At 36.5% G+C, this 17,696-nt stretch carries 21 protein-coding genes and 2 pseudogenes; 10 read left to right on the top strand and 13 right to left on the bottom strand.

What is annotated here, in order from left to right:
• Window positions 1-141 precede the first annotated feature (141 nt).
• The 3 genes from C9J37_RS12845 (at window position 142) to C9J37_RS12835 (ending at window position 2,355) form a co-directional block, all read left to right on the top strand.
• Window positions 142-1,065, top strand: a complete 924-nt coding sequence (locus tag C9J37_RS12845) for a COX15/CtaA family protein (RefSeq protein WP_107895657.1) — start codon at window positions 142-144, stop codon at window positions 1,063-1,065.
• A gap of 301 nt (window positions 1,066-1,366) precedes the next feature.
• Window positions 1,367-1,864, top strand: coding sequence for a hypothetical protein (locus C9J37_RS12840; protein WP_107895656.1), 498 nt, complete (start codon window positions 1,367-1,369; stop codon window positions 1,862-1,864).
• Window positions 1,865-1,881: 17 nt separating this feature from the next.
• A complete protein-coding gene (locus C9J37_RS12835; protein WP_107895655.1) occupies window positions 1,882-2,355 on the top strand; it encodes a hypothetical protein in 474 nt (157 codons plus the stop codon).
• Between the two features lie 114 nt (window positions 2,356-2,469).
• Here the strand turns inward: C9J37_RS12835 and pyc are convergent, their stop codons facing one another.
• The 3 genes from pyc to C9J37_RS12820 are packed head-to-tail and all read right to left on the bottom strand — an operon-like array spanning window position 2,470 to window position 7,439.
• A complete protein-coding gene (gene pyc, locus C9J37_RS12830) occupies window positions 2,470-5,904 on the bottom strand; it encodes a pyruvate carboxylase (protein ID WP_107895654.1) in 3,435 nt (1,144 codons plus the stop codon).
• Between the two features lie 11 nt (window positions 5,905-5,915).
• On the bottom strand, window positions 5,916-7,097 hold the full coding sequence (locus tag C9J37_RS12825; protein ID WP_107895653.1) for an FtsW/RodA/SpoVE family cell cycle protein: 1,182 nt from the start codon (window positions 7,095-7,097) through the stop codon (window positions 5,916-5,918).
• A gap of 60 nt (window positions 7,098-7,157) precedes the next feature.
• A complete protein-coding gene (locus C9J37_RS12820; protein WP_024362181.1) occupies window positions 7,158-7,439 on the bottom strand; it encodes an Fpa/YlaN family protein in 282 nt (93 codons plus the stop codon).
• 182 nt (window positions 7,440-7,621) lie between these two features.
• On the opposite strand from C9J37_RS12820, the gene C9J37_RS12815 reads away from it, so the two are divergent.
• Both C9J37_RS12815 and C9J37_RS12810 read left to right on the top strand, forming a co-directional pair.
• Window positions 7,622-8,122 (top strand): hypothetical protein, encoded by a 501-nt coding sequence (locus C9J37_RS12815; RefSeq protein WP_107895652.1) that lies wholly within the window; start codon window positions 7,622-7,624, stop codon window positions 8,120-8,122.
• Between the two features lie 12 nt (window positions 8,123-8,134).
• On the top strand, window positions 8,135-8,338 hold the full coding sequence (locus tag C9J37_RS12810; RefSeq protein WP_024362183.1) for a YlaI family protein: 204 nt from the start codon (window positions 8,135-8,137) through the stop codon (window positions 8,336-8,338).
• 109 nt (window positions 8,339-8,447) lie between these two features.
• On the opposite strand, the gene C9J37_RS12805 is transcribed toward C9J37_RS12810, so the two are convergent.
• The 5 genes from C9J37_RS12805 to typA form a co-directional block, all read right to left on the bottom strand.
• Window positions 8,448-9,242 carry an ABC transporter permease gene (locus C9J37_RS12805; RefSeq protein ID WP_024362184.1) on the bottom strand — a complete coding sequence of 265 codons (795 nt, stop codon included), beginning with the start codon at window positions 9,240-9,242 and terminating at the stop codon, window positions 8,448-8,450.
• Window positions 9,235-10,002, bottom strand: coding sequence for an ABC transporter ATP-binding protein (locus C9J37_RS12800; RefSeq protein ID WP_107895651.1), 768 nt, complete (start codon window positions 10,000-10,002; stop codon window positions 9,235-9,237). The genes C9J37_RS12805 and C9J37_RS12800 overlap by 8 nt, the downstream gene beginning before the upstream one ends.
• Entirely contained in the window at window positions 10,003-10,995 is a 993-nt protein-coding gene (locus tag C9J37_RS12795) for an ABC transporter substrate-binding protein (protein ID WP_107895650.1), read from the bottom strand.
• A gap of 255 nt (window positions 10,996-11,250) precedes the next feature.
• Window positions 11,251-11,649 (bottom strand): YlaH-like family protein, encoded by a 399-nt coding sequence (locus C9J37_RS12790; protein ID WP_024362187.1) that lies wholly within the window; start codon window positions 11,647-11,649, stop codon window positions 11,251-11,253.
• A 31-nt stretch (window positions 11,650-11,680) separates the two neighbouring features.
• Entirely contained in the window at window positions 11,681-13,525 is a 1,845-nt protein-coding gene (typA, locus tag C9J37_RS12785) for a translational GTPase TypA (RefSeq protein ID WP_025218736.1), read from the bottom strand.
• A gap of 141 nt (window positions 13,526-13,666) precedes the next feature.
• Here typA and C9J37_RS12780 point away from each other — a divergent pair, with 141 nt between their 5' ends.
• Window positions 13,667-13,852, top strand: a complete 186-nt coding sequence (locus tag C9J37_RS12780) for a DUF5325 family protein (RefSeq protein ID WP_024362189.1) — start codon at window positions 13,667-13,669, stop codon at window positions 13,850-13,852.
• Window positions 13,853-14,175: 323 nt separating this feature from the next.
• Here C9J37_RS12780 and C9J37_RS12775 read toward each other — a convergent pair whose 3' ends face one another.
• Window positions 14,176-14,610, bottom strand: a complete 435-nt coding sequence (locus C9J37_RS12775) for a hypothetical protein (protein WP_107895649.1) — start codon at window positions 14,608-14,610, stop codon at window positions 14,176-14,178.
• 130 nt (window positions 14,611-14,740) lie between these two features.
• Entirely contained in the window at window positions 14,741-14,959 is a 219-nt protein-coding gene (locus C9J37_RS12770) for a hypothetical protein (RefSeq protein WP_137067734.1), read from the bottom strand.
• Between the two features lie 238 nt (window positions 14,960-15,197).
• On the opposite strand from C9J37_RS12770, the pseudogene C9J37_RS12765 reads away from it, so the two are divergent.
• The 4 genes and pseudogenes from C9J37_RS12765 to C9J37_RS12755 form a co-directional block, all read left to right on the top strand.
• A pseudogene (locus C9J37_RS12765) lies at window positions 15,198-15,518 on the top strand (DUF1002 domain-containing protein); the annotation flags it as partial.
• Between the two features lie 255 nt (window positions 15,519-15,773).
• On the top strand, window positions 15,774-15,929 hold the full coding sequence (locus C9J37_RS28275) for a hypothetical protein (RefSeq protein ID WP_167397310.1): 156 nt from the start codon (window positions 15,774-15,776) through the stop codon (window positions 15,927-15,929).
• Window positions 15,923-16,471, top strand: coding sequence for a hypothetical protein (locus tag C9J37_RS12760; protein WP_107895646.1), 549 nt, complete (start codon window positions 15,923-15,925; stop codon window positions 16,469-16,471). The genes C9J37_RS28275 and C9J37_RS12760 overlap by 7 nt, the downstream gene beginning before the upstream one ends.
• A 27-nt stretch (window positions 16,472-16,498) precedes the next feature.
• Window positions 16,499-16,693: a hypothetical protein gene (locus tag C9J37_RS12755; RefSeq protein ID WP_107895645.1), complete on the top strand. Its 195-nt coding sequence runs from the start codon at window positions 16,499-16,501 to the stop codon at window positions 16,691-16,693.
• A gap of 65 nt (window positions 16,694-16,758) precedes the next feature.
• Here C9J37_RS12755 and C9J37_RS12750 read toward each other — a convergent pair.
• The 3 genes and pseudogenes from C9J37_RS12750 to C9J37_RS12745 form a co-directional block, all read right to left on the bottom strand.
• A pseudogene (locus tag C9J37_RS12750) lies at window positions 16,759-16,932 on the bottom strand (IS3 family transposase); the annotation flags it as partial.
• Complete coding sequence (locus C9J37_RS29400) at window positions 16,899-17,021, bottom strand: hypothetical protein (RefSeq protein WP_268808007.1); 123 nt, start codon at window positions 17,019-17,021, stop codon at window positions 16,899-16,901. The gene C9J37_RS29400 and the pseudogene C9J37_RS12750, both read right to left, overlap by 34 nt.
• 74 nt (window positions 17,022-17,095) lie before the next feature.
• Complete coding sequence (locus C9J37_RS12745) at window positions 17,096-17,551, bottom strand: hypothetical protein (protein WP_235617104.1); 456 nt, start codon at window positions 17,549-17,551, stop codon at window positions 17,096-17,098.
• Window positions 17,552-17,696: the final 145 nt, after the last annotated feature.

Genomic DNA, 17,696 nt, shown 5'->3' with positions numbered 1-17,696 from the left:
ATGAACAATTTGTGAAATGGAATCGACATCTAATACTCCCTTCTCTTTACAAGTTGTATTTTAATTGTATTTTAGATATCATCTAGTAGCAGAAACATTACTTTCATGTAATATTGATAGATAAAGTAGGTGACTCATTTTATGCAACATAACAGGTATATGAAGTGGTTTGCTGTTGCCGCTACACTGGGAATGCTCCTTATTTTACTTGGCGGGGCACTTGTTACAAAAACAGATAGTGGCTTGGGCTGTGGTCGAAACTGGCCAGATTGTAATGGTTCTCTTATCCCAAAAGAAATTACAACAGAAGTATTAATTGAATTCTCTCATCGTCTTGTTACAGGAGTCGTATCCATCTCAATTCTCGTTCTAACAATTTGGACATGGCGGAAACTTGGTCATATTCGTGAAGTAAAATTTTTAGGTTTTTTATCGATGTTCTTCTTAATTGCACAGGCACTTATTGGAGCAGCTCAAGTATTATGGGGACAAGGAGACTTCATTCTAGCTCTGCATTTTGGAATCTCGCTTATTTCTTTTGCAGCCGTTCTTCTTCTTTCTATGATTGTATTTGAAGTTGATCGAAAGTTTGATGCAGATAACGTATTTATTGGGAAAAAGCTACGTTGGCATACAATCTCTGTCACAATTTATTCTTATTTAGTCGTTTATACAGGGGCACTTGTTCGACATACAGATTCTAGTTTAGTATGTCCTGACTGGCCATTTTGCTACAATGAAACACCTTTTGCTCAACCAAACAATATGTACGAATGGGTTCAAATGGGACATCGACTGGCAGCTATCATTATTTTCATTTGGATTACATACATAACTTGGCACGCTATAAAAGAATACAAACAACAACGTGTTATTTATTATGGCTGGATTACTGCTTTCATCATCGTTATTCTACAAGTTCTAGCAGGTATGTTAGTAGTCCTTACTAGATTGAATTTAACAGTAGCTTTATTACACTCATTGTTCATTTCACTTTTATTCGGCCTTCTTTGTTACATGATTATGCTCGTAGCACGTAGCAACTATAATGAAAAAAATAAATAACATTCGAAAAGGATTCGACACGTTGCTGTCGAATCTTTTTTCATTTACTTCAAATCCTCCTCACTAAAAACATGCACGAACTTCATTATAAATCCACTGTTTTATATTACTTTTTTGATGCGCATAAAAAGTTATTTGCACCCCATTTATTTTTACAACGTCATCTCATAGACTGAATTCCAGCAAATCGCCAATCCACATGTTAGATATCCGACTTTTTCTTATCGTGTTGAAATAGTACTTTCTATTCTTTATTATCTAATAAAAAAATTTATATCATTAAGGAGTTGAGATTAATAATATGTCTAGTAAGGGTAAGTTTAAATGTGTTTTGTTGATGGGATTAATAATTTTAATTAGCCTTATCATTCCTACTAATTTAACTTTCGCCTTGGAAGGAAATGAATCAAGTAAATTAGGTCGCATAATATTATCTGATAAAGAAACAATGAATACTCTAGATGAATATTCATTATTAGTAAGCCCTTTATCTGATCCTATCCCAAGTTTAGCAAAAGTTGATTGGGGTATTTTGCTTAATCGCTCTAGTTTTTCTAACAAGTCGGGCGGTACTATGATATATCATAATAATGGAAATGCTTCTACTGCTAGGGCTGAATTTTCTAGAATTGGCGGTCCTGGAGAAATAACCTCCTATGTTAACGGGAATAAAATAACACATGTAAAACAAACTGATGGTGGTTACTTAACTCTATACACAAGTACTTCTTCAACTTTAGGAGCTCAAAGACCAACTTTAACTTTTGGTAATGATAAAGTTCGATTCATTGGAAATTAAATAAAAGGAGAAACTAAATGAAAAATGAAAGGTTAGTTATTTGGAATCCTTTGGTGAATAATCCGTTCAGTAGATTTGATAATGAAATGATTTTTGTAAAAATGGTGTATGAAACAAATTTTGTTTTAATTTTTAAAGACTACAGAAGCGCTAACGAATATACATTTACTTATGAAAAAAAGGAAAAGCCCTATCCCATTATAACTTTCCGTATTTTCGAAGAAATGGCAAGACCTGATATTGAAGATTTAATTTCTAAAATGGTAGTAGAAAATATAAATGAAGGCAGAGACAAATTAGAATATGAACCTACGTTCTACAAAGTAGAGAATTCTTGTTTTTTGAGATGGTATGACAGCATATTTGGAGCAAGAGAAGTTTTACAACCTAATGCAGAACATCATTTATTTATTACTTCTAACTTTTTTATTGAGGTTTTAAGTGAACAACAACCTAACATTACTTTAGAAATAAAAGAAAATAAGAAATGAAAAAAACTAGATTAGTCAAATTTGAAATTAAGCACGTTCTACTATTCTTTTAAATTAAGAAAAAAGGTTATTAGTGCGCTACAATAGCTACTAATAACCTTTTTTTATCGTTAATTATTCAATTTCAATTAATAAATCACCTGTTGAAATGGCATCTCCCGCAATTGCGTATACCTCTTTCACTATACCATCCTTTGGTGCCTGTACAGTTGTTTCCATTTTCATGGCTTCGGTAATTAACAAGTGGTCACCACGTTTGACAGGGCTACCTTTAGATACAACGACTTTTAATACAGTCCCTGGCATTGTTGCCCCAATTTGGTTCGGATTACTTGGGTCTGCCTTGAGAGCTATGCTGCCATCCACTTCTACCGTCATATCTTGAATGACAAGCTCGCGCGATTGACCATTTAATTCAAAGTAAATAACACGTGTACCATCATGCTGTGGTTCACCAATCGATACCAGTTTAATAATTAACGTTTTACCTTTTTCGATTTCTACTTCAATTTCTTCACCTAGCTTTAAGCCATATAAAAACGTTGGCGTATCTAGCACTGAAATATTACCGAAGGACTCTAGCGTTTTCGCATACTCTTCAAATACTTTCGGGTAAAGTGCATAAGCGAGTATATCTTTCTTCGTAACAGGACGATTTAATTTATCCGCTAATACTTCCTCTAGCTGTTCAAAGTTAACAGGCTCTAACAGTTCACCTGGTCGAACAGTAATTGGTTCGCGCTCTTTCAATACCACTTTTTGAAGTGCCGCTGGGAAGCCCCCGTGTGGTTGCCCTAAATAACCTTGGAAAAATTCAATAACAGAATCAGGGAAATCAATTGTTTTCCCTCTAGATATAACGGTCTCTTCATTTAATTCGTTTTGCACCATAAATAATGCCATATCACCGACTACTTTAGATGACGGTGTCACTTTCACAATGTCTCCAAATAATAGGTTGACACGTGAATACATGCGTTTTACTTCATCCCAGCGATCGCCTAATCCGACAGCCTTTGCTTGTTGTTGTAAGTTGCTGTATTGACCACCAGGCATCTCATGGACGTAAATTTCAGAATGAGGGCTAATCATGCCACTTTCGAAATCTTTATAGTATTTACGCACATCTTCCCAGTAATAAGAAAGCTTTTCAAGCGATTCAATTTCTGCACGAATTTCACGTTTACTACCCTTCATCGCATAATATAAAGAGTTAGCACTTGGCTGTGATGTTAAACCTGCCATTGCACCGAGTGCAGTATCTAAAATATCTACCCCAGCCTCGATTGCTTTTGCATATAAATAAATCCCATTGCCACTTGTATCATGCGTGTGCAAATGAATTGGTAGGTTTGTCGCCTCTTTAAGCTCCGATATTAAGCGGTAAGCAGCTTCCGGCTTTAACAACCCAGCCATATCCTTAATCGCTAAAATATGGGCTCCTGACGCCTCTAGCGACTTCGCCATATCTTTGTAATACTGCACGGAGTATTTTGCACGTCCGTCATCTAAAATATCACCTGTGTAGCAAATCGCAGCCTCTGCAATTTTCCCTGCATCTCTTGCCGCATCAATGGCAACTTCCATCCCTTTAATCCAGTTTAAGCTATCGAAAATACGGAAGACATCAATACCCGATGCAGCCGACTCAGCGATAAACGCACGAATTAAATTATCAGGATAGTTCGTGTAGCCTACAGCATTCGCCCCACGCAATAGCATTTGGAACAGCACATTCGGTATTTGCTCACGTAGCTTAGCTAAGCGCTCCCATGGATCTTCCTTTAAAAAACGATACGCTACATCAAACGTTGCGCCACCCCACATTTCTAACGAGAAGAAGTTATGCATCATACGTGCTGTTTCATCTGCAATTTGATACATATCTTGTGAACGCACACGCGTAGCTAATAAGGATTGATGTGCATCACGGAACGTTGTATCTGTTAATAACACATCATCTTGTTGTAAAATCCACTGCACTAAACCGTTTGCACCTTGCTCATCTAAAATTTGCTTTGTACCCGATAACGGCTGCCCATTCAAATCCACAAGTGGCTTAATAGGCTGTGAGAATATTGGCTTGGCCTTGTTTTCCACCCCTGGGAAACCATTTAGCGTCACATTACCGATATAACTTAACAGCTTTGTCCCGCGGTCTTGTCGCACAGGGAAATTGAATAATTCAGGCGTTGTATCAATAAAGCTCGTGTCAAACGAACCTTCTAAGAAATTTTTATGCGTTACTACATTATTTAAAAATGGAATATTCGTTTTTACCCCACGAATACGGAATTCTTTTAAGTTACGGTCCATTTTCGCAGCCGCTTCTTTAAAGGTCATACCTGATGTTGAAATTTTCACAAGCAATGAATCATAATACGGTGTAACAACGGCACCTTGGAATCCGTTCCCTGCATCTAAACGAACGCCAAAGCCACCACTTGAACGATATACCATTAACTTCCCTGTATCTGGCATAAAATCATTCGCTGGATCTTCAGTTGTCACACGTGCTTGAATCGCATAACCAATCATCGGAATATTCGCTTGTTGCGGTATGTGTATTTCTTCGCTATGCAAGCTGTAGCCTGCCGCTACCTTAATTTGCGCATGTACGATATCAACGCCTGTAATCATTTCCGTAATTGTATGCTCTACTTGAATTCGAGGGTTTACCTCGATGAAATAAAAGTCATCACCCGCAACTAAAAATTCAACTGTCCCTGCATTTATGTACGAGACATTTTTCATTATTTGAACTGCTGCATCACAAATTCTATTTCTTAAATTTTCTGAAATTGAATTCGATGGAGCAATCTCTACAACCTTTTGATGGCGACGTTGAATCGAGCAATCACGCTCATATAAATGCACAATATTGCCCATTTTATCGCCTATAATTTGGACTTCAATATGTTTTGGGTGAAGTATGCATTTTTCTACATACACTTCATCAGACCCAAAGGCTGCTTTTGCCTCTGATTTGGCACGTTCATAAGCAGATGCTACATCGTCCTTTGTTTGCACGACACGCATGCCGCGCCCACCGCCACCCAAAGAAGCTTTAATCATAAGCGGGTATCCGTATTGTTCACCAAAAGCTTGTACTTCCTCTACTGAAGCAACTGGACCATCCGTACCCGGAATAACAGGAATATCTGCGTTAATGGCTTGTTCACGCGCTTTTACCTTATCGCCAAACATATCTAAATGTTGTGAAGTTGGACCGATAAATAAAATGCCCTCTTCCTCACAACGACGTGCAAAATCCACGTTTTCTGATAAAAAACCATACCCTGGATGAATCGCATCAACGCCTGCATTCTTAGCGATTGCAATGATGCCTTCAATATCTAAATACGCATCGATTGGTTTCTTGCCTGCCCCTACTAAATAAGCTTCATCCGCTTTAAAGCGATGGAATGCTCCACTATCCTCACGTGAATAAATAGCGACTGTGTGAATGTTGAGCTCCGTACACGCACGGAAAATTCGAATTGCAATTTCTCCCCGATTGGCTACAAGGATTTTGTTGATTGATTCCATAGGTATCCCCCTTATGTTTGTGATTTCCTTCTTTCTACCTTTTCGAACATGGAAACATTAATCAATATCCCCATAGCTAAAGATAGCAAAATTATAGATGTCCCGCCGTAACTAATGAAAGGCAGCGTGACACCGGTTAACGGGATTAACCCGGTTACACCCCCAAGATTAATAAACGATTGCCAAGCAATCCAGCTCGCAATCCCAGCAGCAATCATACGTGCTAGTGGATCTTTTGTTCGCAATGCAATGGAAAAACCTTTATATACAATAAATCCTAAACCACCTAAGACGATTAGAACTCCCCAAACGCCAAGTTCCTCCATTACAATCGCCATAATAAAATCGGTTTGTGGCTCAGGCAAATAACCTAATTTTTGAATAGATTGACCGAGTCCCCTACCTTCTAGACCGCCACCGCCAATTGCATAATAACTATTGACAACTTGGTGACCCACTCCATTTTCAAAATCAAATGGATTAAAATAAGATTCGATACGTCCTTTACGGTTCCCTTTTAATAATTCACCTTTAAATAGCCAGAGCATGCCTAGAATAGCTGTACCAAATGCACCTAACACACCAAAAAACTTCCAAAACGTTTTAAAAGGAATACCACTTGCTGCGACCACAGATACAGCGATACCACATAAAATAATAACTGCCCCTAAATCTGTTTCAAAGGCTACACCAGCTACAACAAGTATCCAAAGGAAAATTGGATAAAAAATCTCTGTTGGCTGAAGCTTTTCAAATGTATACTTTTGAGATTTCCGATAAAATGCTGCTGCAAAATATAAAATTATAAATAGTTTCGAATATTCGGAAGGCTGGAAATTCCCCAATCCTGGTACACTAATCCAACTTTGAGAGCCTACTTCCTCTGCCCCATTACCAGCTACTTTTACCCAAGTAAAAAGCACAATTAACACAATCGTCAGTAACAACATAATATTCTTATTTGCATAATGCTTATAAGGGAAAAATGCTGCGGCCACAAATCCTAAAGACGCGACAGCTAAGTTAATGAGTTGTTTTCGATAAAAATAATCAGGTGCTTGTTCTTTGTGGACGATTGCCACCATCATACTTGAGCTATAAATCATTACTAAGCCAAATAAACTTAACAACAAAACCGTAAAAAATAATGGGTAATCAAAATTTTGAGCATATCGTTTTAAGTATTGTTTCATTGGAAAACCTCGTTCTAGAAAAAAAACTCAAATCGCAAGCAGCGTTTGAGTTTTTTCTTTTTATTTGTCTGTATACGCGTCATGTAGTACAGAAAGTTCCTTCTCGAGTGAATCGAGAATGGCCTTGCCTTTTTCGCGTTCAATAAGTCCAAGCTTCACAGCAAAGTCAATTTCACGTGAAAGGCCGAACATTTGTGTATCTAATACTTCTTCATATAAAGGGCATTGTGGCATCGTTAAATGATCCATTTGTACTCGAATGAGGCGAGCAATTTTATCTGCATCAGCAACTAAAAGCTCCAAAGCCTTCTCTTGAAAGGAAGTTTGTGATTTCGTATCCATGAGGACGCCCCCATTATCTGATATTTCTTCGATTCTATCTTAATAAAGTTTATCTTTTAGTCGGTAAAAATGCAAGTGTCTTCGTCGGAAAATAAACAATCCGAATTATATTTCTTTATTATCTCCTTGCATTAGCGTTATACTAATTCATGGATATACAAGATTTGAGGAGGATTTCTATTATGGAAACAATTATTCCTATTAAGGGTGCAGTTTCGTATCAACTAACATTAGATCCAACGGTTTGGATTTTTGACGATCGTAAATTAGACTTAAATACGTACTTCCAGGAAAGTGCAGTAGAGGAAGATGCGGATACAAAATATATGCGCGAAGTCGGTGCTCACTGGTCACGTGAAATCATGGAAGGTGCTACTTTCCCACCAACATTAAAATCAGAACGAAAATTCGACCGCAAAGGGATGGAAACGGGCACTTTCGGTATCGAATTAAGTCACTTCTTGAAAAATGCTGAAGTTAAACCCGAAGCGACAAAAATCGTCATTGAATGTAAAAACGGGGAAGAACATGCATTTACAATTGCAGAAGCACAGACATTAATTTTTAAATACAGTCAGGATGGCAAACCTTTAACCGAAGATGGACCCGTTCATGTATTATTTGGAGACGGCTCCAATGTAGACAGCCCTATCAAAAATGTGTTAGCCATTCGTGCGGAATAGGGAGGGAATGCGATGCGCGTAAAATGTGTCATTTGCGATACTATTAACCAGTTAGATGATGATTTACCGTTAGCAAAAAAACTGCGTAATCGTCCGATTCATACGTATATGTGCGACACATGCCATGATCGAATTAAGGAAAATACGGTGGCACGTATTGAAACGGGAAATTTCCGCTTTTACCGCACCTCACCACAAATGGACAAAGAATTTTAAGTGCCAATTTTAAGTGCCAGACACTCATACAATTTAAAAAGCGCTCGCTCTAGCAGATTTAACAGTACAAAACGCAAAACCCTATTAGTACAGGTTTTGCGTTTTTTACTTAGCCATTATTTTTGATAATCACTTTTTCCAGCAATTCGACAACTTGATACATAATTGTCGCGAAGAAAGCGATAATGAGCAGTGACATAAGGACAAGATTAAAGTTAAATACTTGGAAGCCATAAATAATTAAATAACCAAGCCCCTTTGAAGCAACTAAAAACTCACCAACAATCACACCAACCCATGACAAACCAACATTCACTTTCAGAGTCGAAATAATAGTTGGAAAAGAAGCAGGCAAAATCACCTCTTTGAAAGTTTGCCAACGAGTTGCACCAAAAGTTTGTAACACTTTACTGTAATTGGGATCCACACCTTTAAAAGCGGTGTACACAACAATGGTAGTAATGATAATAGATATTAGTGCACCCATTGCAATAATCGAAAAATATCCTGGCCCAAGTGCAACGATTAAAATCGGCCCTAACGCCACTTTTGGCATGGCGTTTAATATAACTAAATACGGATCTAAAATTTTGGATAACATCGGAGACCACCAGAGGACGGTTGCAATCAAAGTCCCTAATAATGTACCAGCAATAAAGCCGATAATCGTCTCCATTAATGTCACACCAACATGTAATGTGAGTGTGCCGTCGCTTACTTTTTCAATAAACGTTTGCCATACATAGGTTGGTGAGCTAAAGATTAAACGGTCAATCCATTCAAGCCTCGAGAGCAGCTCCCACCCCCCAAAAAAGACCAGTAAAATAATGATTTGATATAGACGAACGAAGCGCTTTTCCTTCTTTAGCAATTGTTGATATTGTTTAAACAATGTATTATCCAAGACTCTCCAGCTCCTTCCAAATCGTTTGGAATACATCTGAATAAGCTGGATGTTGCCTTACATCGAACGGAGATAATTGTTGTAACTCAGAAGGTATTTCAAACACTTTGTGTAACATACCTGGATTAGCCGAGAAAAGAAATACCCTTTCACTCATAGCGATTGCCTCACCAATATCATGTGTGACAAGAATCGCCGTTTTCTGATAGGCCTTTAATGTTTCGACAACTAAATCTTCAAGCTTTAACTTAGATTGATAATCAAGCGCTGAAAATGGTTCATCTAGCAATAATATTTTCGGATTAACCGCTAAAGTCCTTGCAAGTGCTACGCGTTGACGCATTCCTCCGGATAATTCTCTCGGATAATAACTTCCGACATGTGGCAAACCAATTTCATGTAAGAGCGCATTGGCCGTTACTTTATGCGTTTTATTATCCCGCTGCATGATTTTTAAACCAATGGTGACATTGTCCTCAATCGTTTTCCACGGGAATAGATAATCTTGTTGAAGCATGTAGCCGATAAGTGCCTGATTATGTGGCGCAATAATTTCGCCATCAATAAAAACCTTGCCTTCCGTTGCAGGAAATAACCCAGCAATAATGGACAAGAGTGTCGTTTTTCCACAGCCACTTGGCCCTATAAAAGAAACAAACTCCCCTTCACGAATATCTAGATTAATATCTCTTAAAACTTCCTTTGCCTGCGTACTAGAAAAATAACTATGGTGAATATGATCTAGTTTTAAAAATTCCATTTACTCTGCAGCCTTTTTTGCAAACTTTGTATTCACAAGCTCTTCATATTTTACTCGTTGAGGAAGTTCACCTGCTTCCTCCATAATTGTTTGTAAGTTATCCCACTCTTCTTCATCCAAAATTGGATCTGTTGCATAAGAGCCTTGTGATTTATAACGTTCGACCACCGTCTCAATTAACGCTACATCAACATTTTCAAAATACGGCTGAATTATTTTTGCCACTTCTGCCGCACTTTTCTCTTGTACAAAATCTTGTGCTCGCTTCAGCGCATTAGTAAATCCTTGCACTGTTTTAGCATCATCCTTTAAGTAGCTACTTTTTGCCATAAAGGACGTGTATGGTAAATGGCCTGATTCCGTGCCAAATGAAGCAACAATATAACCTTTCCCTTCTTTTTCAAACACACTCGCTGTCGGTTCAAACAACTGAACATAATCTCCTGTTCCAGAAGCAAAGGCTGTAGCGATATTTGCAAAATCAATATTTTGAATAAGTGTTAAATCTTTCGTAGGATCAATCCCATTCTTTTTCAAGACAAACTCGCCAGCCATTTGTGGCATTCCACCTTTACGTTGCCCTAAAAATGTTGATCCTTTTACATCTTCCCAAGAAAAATTATCCATCTTTTCACGGGCTACTAAAAATGTACCATCTGTTTGTGTTAATTGTGCAAAGTTTTGAATCGGATCGTTCGCACCTTGTGCTGTTACATAAATGGATGTTTCTGAGCCAACTAAGGCAATATCTATGCCATCTGAAAGTAACGCTGTCATCGTTTTATCGCCACCGGCAATCGTTTGAAGCTCAACAGAAAGTCCTTCCTCTTCAAAAAAACCTTTTTCAAGCGCTACATATTGCGGAGCATAGAAAATCGAGCGCGTCACTTCTCCGACCTTTACTTTTTCTAGCTCCGCTTTATTACACGCTGCCAATGAAAGGAGCAACAAAGCAATACTACTAAATAACAAACCTTTTTTAAGCCAACGCATTCCATTTCCTCCTTGATTGATAAATAGCCTATCGAGACTAACTTATTCACGTTAGAAGATTTAGGTGCCAACCATTTTGTCATATGACATTCAATTGATTGAACATAGATGCACAGCTATTCTTACATAGGTAGATTGCCTAAGACGTAAAAATTTTCTCTATCAAAGAAAAAAAGCCCTAGCAAATAAATGCTAAGACTTTTTTATGCCCTTAAAACTTAAGGTAAGTTTTATGGTAAAGGAGCCAAGCTACTATCATTGATTGGCAGCTTGTTGCTCTTCTCTTTTTTCTCGCCACATACGTGTTTTGTATACAATCAAAATTAACGCCGCTACGATGAGGCCTTCAATCATAGGTAGGAATAACGCGAAAAATGTCAACATAATACACCCCAAAAATAGGAACACATAAATGACAATATTTTGAGATAGCTTTAACTTTTTTGCAAAGCCTAATTTATAGACAATTGCAGAAAGTACAAAGACAAGAAGAAATACAACATAGCCTGCAACTTCATAGCTTGGTAAATTTTCATATAGAAATCTTGTAATACCAGCCATTCTCCCATAAACCTTTGTTGTTTCCTCTGCATTTGTTGATGCAGCAACTTGAATAACATTTAGTTCACCCAATAAAGCGGACTTTATATCCAAGACTCCCTCTCCCTTTCATATCAGCGGAAAATCATTGTTCTGCGTTTTTTAATTTTTTCGCTGCTTTCTCACGTTCGTTTTTATCTAGAATTTTTTTACGAAGGCGAATTGATTCAGGTGTGATTTCTAAGTACTCATCATCCCCTAAGTATTCAAGCGCTTCTTCTAGAGATAAAATACGTGGTTTTTTAATAACATTCGTTTGGTCTTTATTTGCTGAACGGATGTTTGTTTTTTGTTTCATTTTTGTAATATTTACAGTGATATCAGCGTCACGAGTATTTTCGCCAACAATCATACCTTCGTAAATGTCTGTACCTGGCTCCAAGAATAGTGTACCACGGTCTTCAATCTGCATCATACCATAAGTTGTTGATTTACCAGTTTCCATTGAAACGAGTACACCTTGGTGACGACCACCAATTTTCCCTGGTAATAATGGTTGGTAGCAATCAAACGTATGGTTGATAATACCGAAACCTTTTGTCATTGACATAAATTCAGTCGTATAACCGATTAATCCACGAGCTGGTACTAAGAACGTTAAACGCACTTGACCACTGCCGTTGTTCACCATATCAAGCATTTCACCTTTACGAGTACCGATAGATTCAATAATAGAACCAACATTTTCTTCAGGTACATCGATTTGAACACGTTCGAATGGCTCACATTTAACACCATCGATTTCACGCACGATTACTTGTGGTTTTGATACTTGTAATTCAAAACCTTCACGACGCATATTTTCAATCAGGATTGATAGGTGAAGCTCACCACGACCTGAAACTGTCCAAGCATCTGGAGAATCAGTATCTTCAACGCGTAAAGATACGTCTGTTTGTAATTGAGCACGTAAACGCTCTTCTACTTTACGAGAAGTAACCCATTTCCCTTCACGACCTGCAAATGGAGAATTGTTTACTAAGAAAGTCATTTGTAAAGTTGGCTCATCGATACGTAAAGGCGTAAGCGCTTCTTGATGTTCAACAGGGCAAACTGTTTCTCCTACGTTGATATCTTCCATACCAGAAACGGCGATTAAGTCACCAGCTTTTGCTGTCTCAACTTCTTCACGTTTTAAGCCGAAGAAACCAAAGATTTTTGTTACACGGAAGTTTTTCACTGTACCGTCTAATTTCATCAGAGCAACTTGTTGACCTACTGAAATTGTTCCGCGGAATACGCGACCAATTCCGATACGTCCAACGAAGTCATTATAGTCAAGTAAAGCTACTTGGAATTGTAATGGTTCTTCTGAGTTATCAACTGGTGCTGGGATAGCTTCAATAATTTTTTCAAATAGACATTTCATATTTTCTTCTTGTTTAGATGGATCAGCGTCTAAAGAAGCCGTACCATTTACACCTGAAGCATACACAACAGGGAAGTCTAATTGATCGTCATCTGCACCTAACTCGATGAATAACTCTAATACTTCATCTACTACTTCAAGTGGACGAGCTGAGTCTTTATCTACTTTGTTCACTACTACAATCGGTGTTAACTTTTGCTCTAACGCTTTTTTCAGTACGAAGCGTGTTTGTGGCATACAACCCTCATACGCATCGACAACTAGTAAAACGCCATCTACCATTTTTAAAATACGTTCTACCTCACCACCAAAGTCGGCGTGTCCAGGCGTATCAAGGATGTTGATACGAGTTCCGTTATAGTTGACAGCAGTATTTTTTGCTAATATTGTAATACCACGTTCACGTTCGATATCGTTAGAGTCCATTGCACGTTCTTCAACACGTTCGTTTGAACGGAATGTACCAGATTGTTTTAATAATTGGTCGACTAAGGTAGTTTTACCATGGTCAACGTGGGCGATAATTGCGATATTGCGAAGATCTTGACGTAAGTTTGTCATTATTCCACTCCATATTCTTTTTTCGAATGTTTAACTGTGATATTATAGCACAAGAAGGATGTAAATGTCCTTATTAGAATTTCTATCATTCTAAAAAAATATTTTTAATCACAAATTTACTATAAATTAGGGGGCTCGGTTATGAATCGTGGAAAAATCGTAATGGCCATTTATGCACTAGCAGCTGTGCTAGCAATGTGTTCTATCGGGTATTCAGTAGCAGCAAGTAATATTTGGGGAGTAATAGCAGGTATTGTAGCTACTTGTGTCATTTTCATGACAGCTTTTAAAATGAAGCGTAAACTTCGCGAACAAGGCTTACTTTAATGTTAGTATTTGCTTTCTAACTACCTAATATGTGTCCAAAAAGAGGCATTGTCCATAATATTTTATTAAAAGTCAGAATTAGTTGAAGAATTAATTCTGCTTTGATATAGCTTTTTAATAAAGCTCGATTAAAAGTAAGTTGTAAACGCTGATTTTATACAGAAAGAAACCAACTGTTTTGAAACAAAGTTTGATCAAAACAGTTGGTTCTTTATCTATCTAGTTTGATTTTTATAATAAAGATTGATTATTTCTGGATGAGAATCTTCAATTAAAGCACCCGTTAGTGAAACTAATTAATTTAGTTGAGGGTCACTCTCTTTTTATTCTACGTTAACATCAAAAACAAAGGTTTGTTTTCCTTTAGACCATACTGTTATAAGTTGATAAATATAATATCCACTTTCCGATGGCATCGTAATTTCATTATCTTTCATTTCAACAATATCAGTTGTACCATCTTCATTCAGTTTAGCTACCGTAATTGAAGTAGGATTTTTATCAATTTCAAATTTTAATGTACCGTCTTTTTCAACTTCTATTGTTTCGAAAAGTTCAGCTAATTCATTAATATCGGTAGAACTTTTTGTACTAATTTCTACATTGTCTTCTTTCCACTGGTAATTACTTTGAATCATTGAATATTGTTCCCCATTCATAATCACTTTGCCTTCTGGTTGACTAAGAGTATCGGTTGGGAATCCATTGCATCCAGTCAAGATAATAACTATCAATACGGAGAAAATTAATTTATTCATTTCATTACTCTCCTTTATTTTTTTATTTAAGTATATTATTTCACGATTTTCTTTTAAATCTAACATATATATCAAATAAAACCATTGGGTGTTATTAAAGTAAACTGCCCCATATCTTAGCTTAATACAATTAACTTAAGATATATTTCACCATAACATCATCCACAGAATTTGCCATAACCAACGTCTGAAATTGATAACCTTTTTTCACTAATTCATCATCTACTTGTTTAATGATTCCACTGTCTCCGTATATAAAATTTTTAATTTCATCAACTTTTCTTTCATTTTCTGCTTGTTGCTGAGTACTTATCGTAGGTGAAACCTCGGATATATCACCTTTTGACAAGACGTTATTGATTAATAGAAATATTATAATGAATAAAACTACAATGGTCCCAATTAAAGTGACTTTACTCTTTTTCAGTAAATACACTTCTTTTTTAATTTAAGTATATGCCTATAAGAAGTCTAAAACCATTTAATCTGTCAATTAACCTGCACCGTTAGTTTATAAAATGGTAACCGTGTCAAGGGCAAACTAAAAAAGAGATTAGTCAACCAAGAGTTGGTTTAAAGCGGTAGATTTCGTGCAAAAGGTGAAAGAGGAAATCTCAACTTCTGATGCAACTACCGATGAAGATATCCGAGCGATTTTAATGAGGGTTGCTGAAGACCTAAGGATTACCCTAACGGACGCTCAAATTGAACAATTTATCGAGTTTTTCCAATCCGTTAAGAACCTTAATATCAATTGGTCCAAAGTGAATGATACGATTTCAGCAGCTAAAGATAAATGGAATGAGTTCGCTAATGACGAATCAACGAAAGGGTTAGTCGATTCATTTACTAATTTTGTATTGGAACTATGGGATTGGGTTCTTTCAATTTTCACAACAAAAGAGTAAACAAAAAGGTACGCTAAAAAATTCCAGTCTTTATTTTAGACCGAATACAATTTAGAAGGTATTAGAAGTTGTTTTCGGTCTTTTTTGTATTCGAGGACCATAGGGAAAATTAGCGAATGTTAGTTTTTTCACATCTCTAAATCCCCATTTTGAAATATTTTACATTTAATAGGTTTACTTATTGTAAAATTAAATATAGAATGGTTAATTATTGAAGAAATATTTGTAATAAAAAACAACAAAGGAGCATTGGGAATGAAAAAATTAATTTACGCAGCAGGTTTGACCCTTGGTCTATCCCTCGCAGGCATTAGCTCTTCCGCTTTTGCCTCTGAAGGTGTAGACTCCTCGAGTAACAAAGTTTTGGTAGAGCAGAACGCTTTGTTTGAAAAGCGAATGAAAATTTGTTAGAGCCGAAAAACTCCGTTAAACGAATTTTAGAAACTGACCATCCAACTCCCTATTCTCAAATCACAACATATTCAGATGGCTCAGCAAGCGGAGTTGATTTTAGTGAAGCCACATTCTACGATGAAGCAGGAAATGTAATTGAACCACCAATGGATAGCGATACAGATTTAATAACGCCTCTTTCAGACGGTACTTCTGATGGAACCTGGAGCAGCGGATCAGGATATTCTTGTGTAAAAGGGGTAAAAGTGTTAGGCTGGTATTCTTACCCTAAAATCGAAATGAGTTTTAAGGCCGATTTTTGTACGTACGTGGGAGCTTACGATGAAATTAGTAGAGTTTATTCACCATATATGAATGTTTTTGATTGGGAACAACCTCTAAATCAGGGTGTATACCGTGATAAGGAAACTTCAGAGTATTCAGCATACGGTGGTATTAGTGCTAAGGTAAGACGTTACGAAGATAGCAATGCTACGTTGGAGCACGTATATTTAAGAGTACAAAATGATACTTATTGGGTTGATTCTACATTTGATTAAGTCAATTTATGAAAGAAGGTTGTTTTAATGACAATGGAAGGTTTTTTTATTTTAGTCATTGAACCGCTCTTATGGTCACTAGTTGTATTTTTTAGCTTGCTGACAATTATTGATACATTCAACAATACAGCTCTAAAAGCTAAAAAATACGCAATAATTACTAGTATATTGGTGTTTCTATTAGTTGCATCAGATGATATTATGAGATCAGTAAATTGGTAGAATTTAAAAAAGTTGTTCGTGTTAAACTAAAGTAGCACCCGTGTCAAGAACAAACTAAAAAGAGATTAGGCAACTAAGAGATGGTTTCTGTATTGTACAGGACCCATCTTTTTTAGATTCCATTGGTATCGATAATTGTTGTAATTGACGATGTAGTGATGAATCTTCGCTTTGAGTTCATCGAGTGTTTTTACTGAATCAAAGTCTACTTCATCTTTAAAATGACCGAAAAAAGATTCCACGTAATCGCACGTTCGCTTACTTTCTGTACATTTGGATTCTTTTGAAGTAGTTGTACCTCTTTTGGTGAAAATAAAATTTTACTCATAGTAGCCTCTCGACCGTCCCTTTAATCTTGAATATCCAGTATATAAAAAAATACCCACAGTTAAAACACTCTTTTTAATGTGTCCTAACCACAGGTACCATATTATCTATTAATGGATTACTATACGGATACTGTTTTAAACGAATCATAGCCTTATAAAAAGATTTTAATGCTGATAAAAAACGACTTATCGTATTAGGGATTTTACTAGTTAAATTTACAAAGCGAAACGTGTCTTTATCACGAATCTTACACTTCAATTCATGCATCAAATAATCTTCAACCACAACACGTATTTTTTCTTCTGAATCATTCCATTGCACTTTCTTTCCTCGATAGTTGCTTTCTTTCTCTAACCATTTAAAAAATGGAAGTAGACAATTCAAATAGGATATTGCAGAACTTTTGTCTATTCTTCCTAAACAGTCATGGTAGTAATCTGTTAAAGGTAGAAAGGGTTGATTATCTTTAAATACAAGTAGCTCATACTTACTTTCGATATGTTTAGGACAATATTCAAACCAATACAATTATTAACCCCCAAAAAAGAACTAACGTTCCTATTTTAATGTTTTTCTGCATCATTGTATAATGTTTAGTCTTTTAACAAATCTATATGAGAAAGATAGCAAAATAAAAAAGCACACCACTAAAATTTACATTTAGTAATGTGCA

This window comes from Lysinibacillus mangiferihumi, assembly GCF_003049665.1.
GTDB classification, from domain to species: domain Bacteria; phylum Bacillota; class Bacilli; order Bacillales_A; family Planococcaceae; genus Lysinibacillus; species Lysinibacillus mangiferihumi.
This window is presented reverse-complemented; position numbering and strand designations above follow the sequence as displayed.

What these genes read in the sequence shown, in the direction of transcription:
- C9J37_RS12825 (WP_107895653.1), bottom strand. Translation starts at nt 7,097, where the DNA reads ATGAAACAATACTTAAAACGATATGCTCAAAATTTTGATTACCCATTA.
- typA (WP_025218736.1), bottom strand. Translation starts at nt 13,525, where the DNA reads ATGACAAACTTACGTCAAGATCTTCGCAATATCGCAATTATCGCCCAC.
- C9J37_RS12810 (WP_024362183.1), top strand. Translation starts at nt 8,135, where the DNA reads ATGCGCGTAAAATGTGTCATTTGCGATACTATTAACCAGTTAGATGAT.
- C9J37_RS12795 (WP_107895650.1), bottom strand. Translation starts at nt 10,995, where the DNA reads ATGCGTTGGCTTAAAAAAGGTTTGTTATTTAGTAGTATTGCTTTGTTG.
- C9J37_RS12845 (WP_107895657.1), top strand. Translation starts at nt 142, where the DNA reads ATGCAACATAACAGGTATATGAAGTGGTTTGCTGTTGCCGCTACACTG.
- C9J37_RS12835 (WP_107895655.1), top strand. Translation starts at nt 1,882, where the DNA reads ATGAAAAATGAAAGGTTAGTTATTTGGAATCCTTTGGTGAATAATCCG.
- pyc (WP_107895654.1), bottom strand. Translation starts at nt 5,904, where the DNA reads ATGGAATCAATCAACAAAATCCTTGTAGCCAATCGGGGAGAAATTGCA.
- C9J37_RS12840 (WP_107895656.1), top strand. Translation starts at nt 1,367, where the DNA reads ATGTCTAGTAAGGGTAAGTTTAAATGTGTTTTGTTGATGGGATTAATA.
- C9J37_RS29400 (WP_268808007.1), bottom strand. Translation starts at nt 17,021, where the DNA reads ATGAGTAAAATTTTATTTTCACCAAAAGAGGTACAACTACTTCAAAAG.
- C9J37_RS28275 (WP_167397310.1), top strand. Translation starts at nt 15,774, where the DNA reads ATGAAAAAATTAATTTACGCAGCAGGTTTGACCCTTGGTCTATCCCTC.
- C9J37_RS12775 (WP_107895649.1), bottom strand. Translation starts at nt 14,610, where the DNA reads ATGAATAAATTAATTTTCTCCGTATTGATAGTTATTATCTTGACTGGA.
- C9J37_RS12780 (WP_024362189.1), top strand. Translation starts at nt 13,667, where the DNA reads ATGAATCGTGGAAAAATCGTAATGGCCATTTATGCACTAGCAGCTGTG.
- C9J37_RS12815 (WP_107895652.1), top strand. Translation starts at nt 7,622, where the DNA reads ATGGAAACAATTATTCCTATTAAGGGTGCAGTTTCGTATCAACTAACA.
- C9J37_RS12820 (WP_024362181.1), bottom strand. Translation starts at nt 7,439, where the DNA reads ATGGATACGAAATCACAAACTTCCTTTCAAGAGAAGGCTTTGGAGCTT.
- C9J37_RS12800 (WP_107895651.1), bottom strand. Translation starts at nt 10,002, where the DNA reads ATGGAATTTTTAAAACTAGATCATATTCACCATAGTTATTTTTCTAGT.
- C9J37_RS12755 (WP_107895645.1), top strand. Translation starts at nt 16,499, where the DNA reads ATGACAATGGAAGGTTTTTTTATTTTAGTCATTGAACCGCTCTTATGG.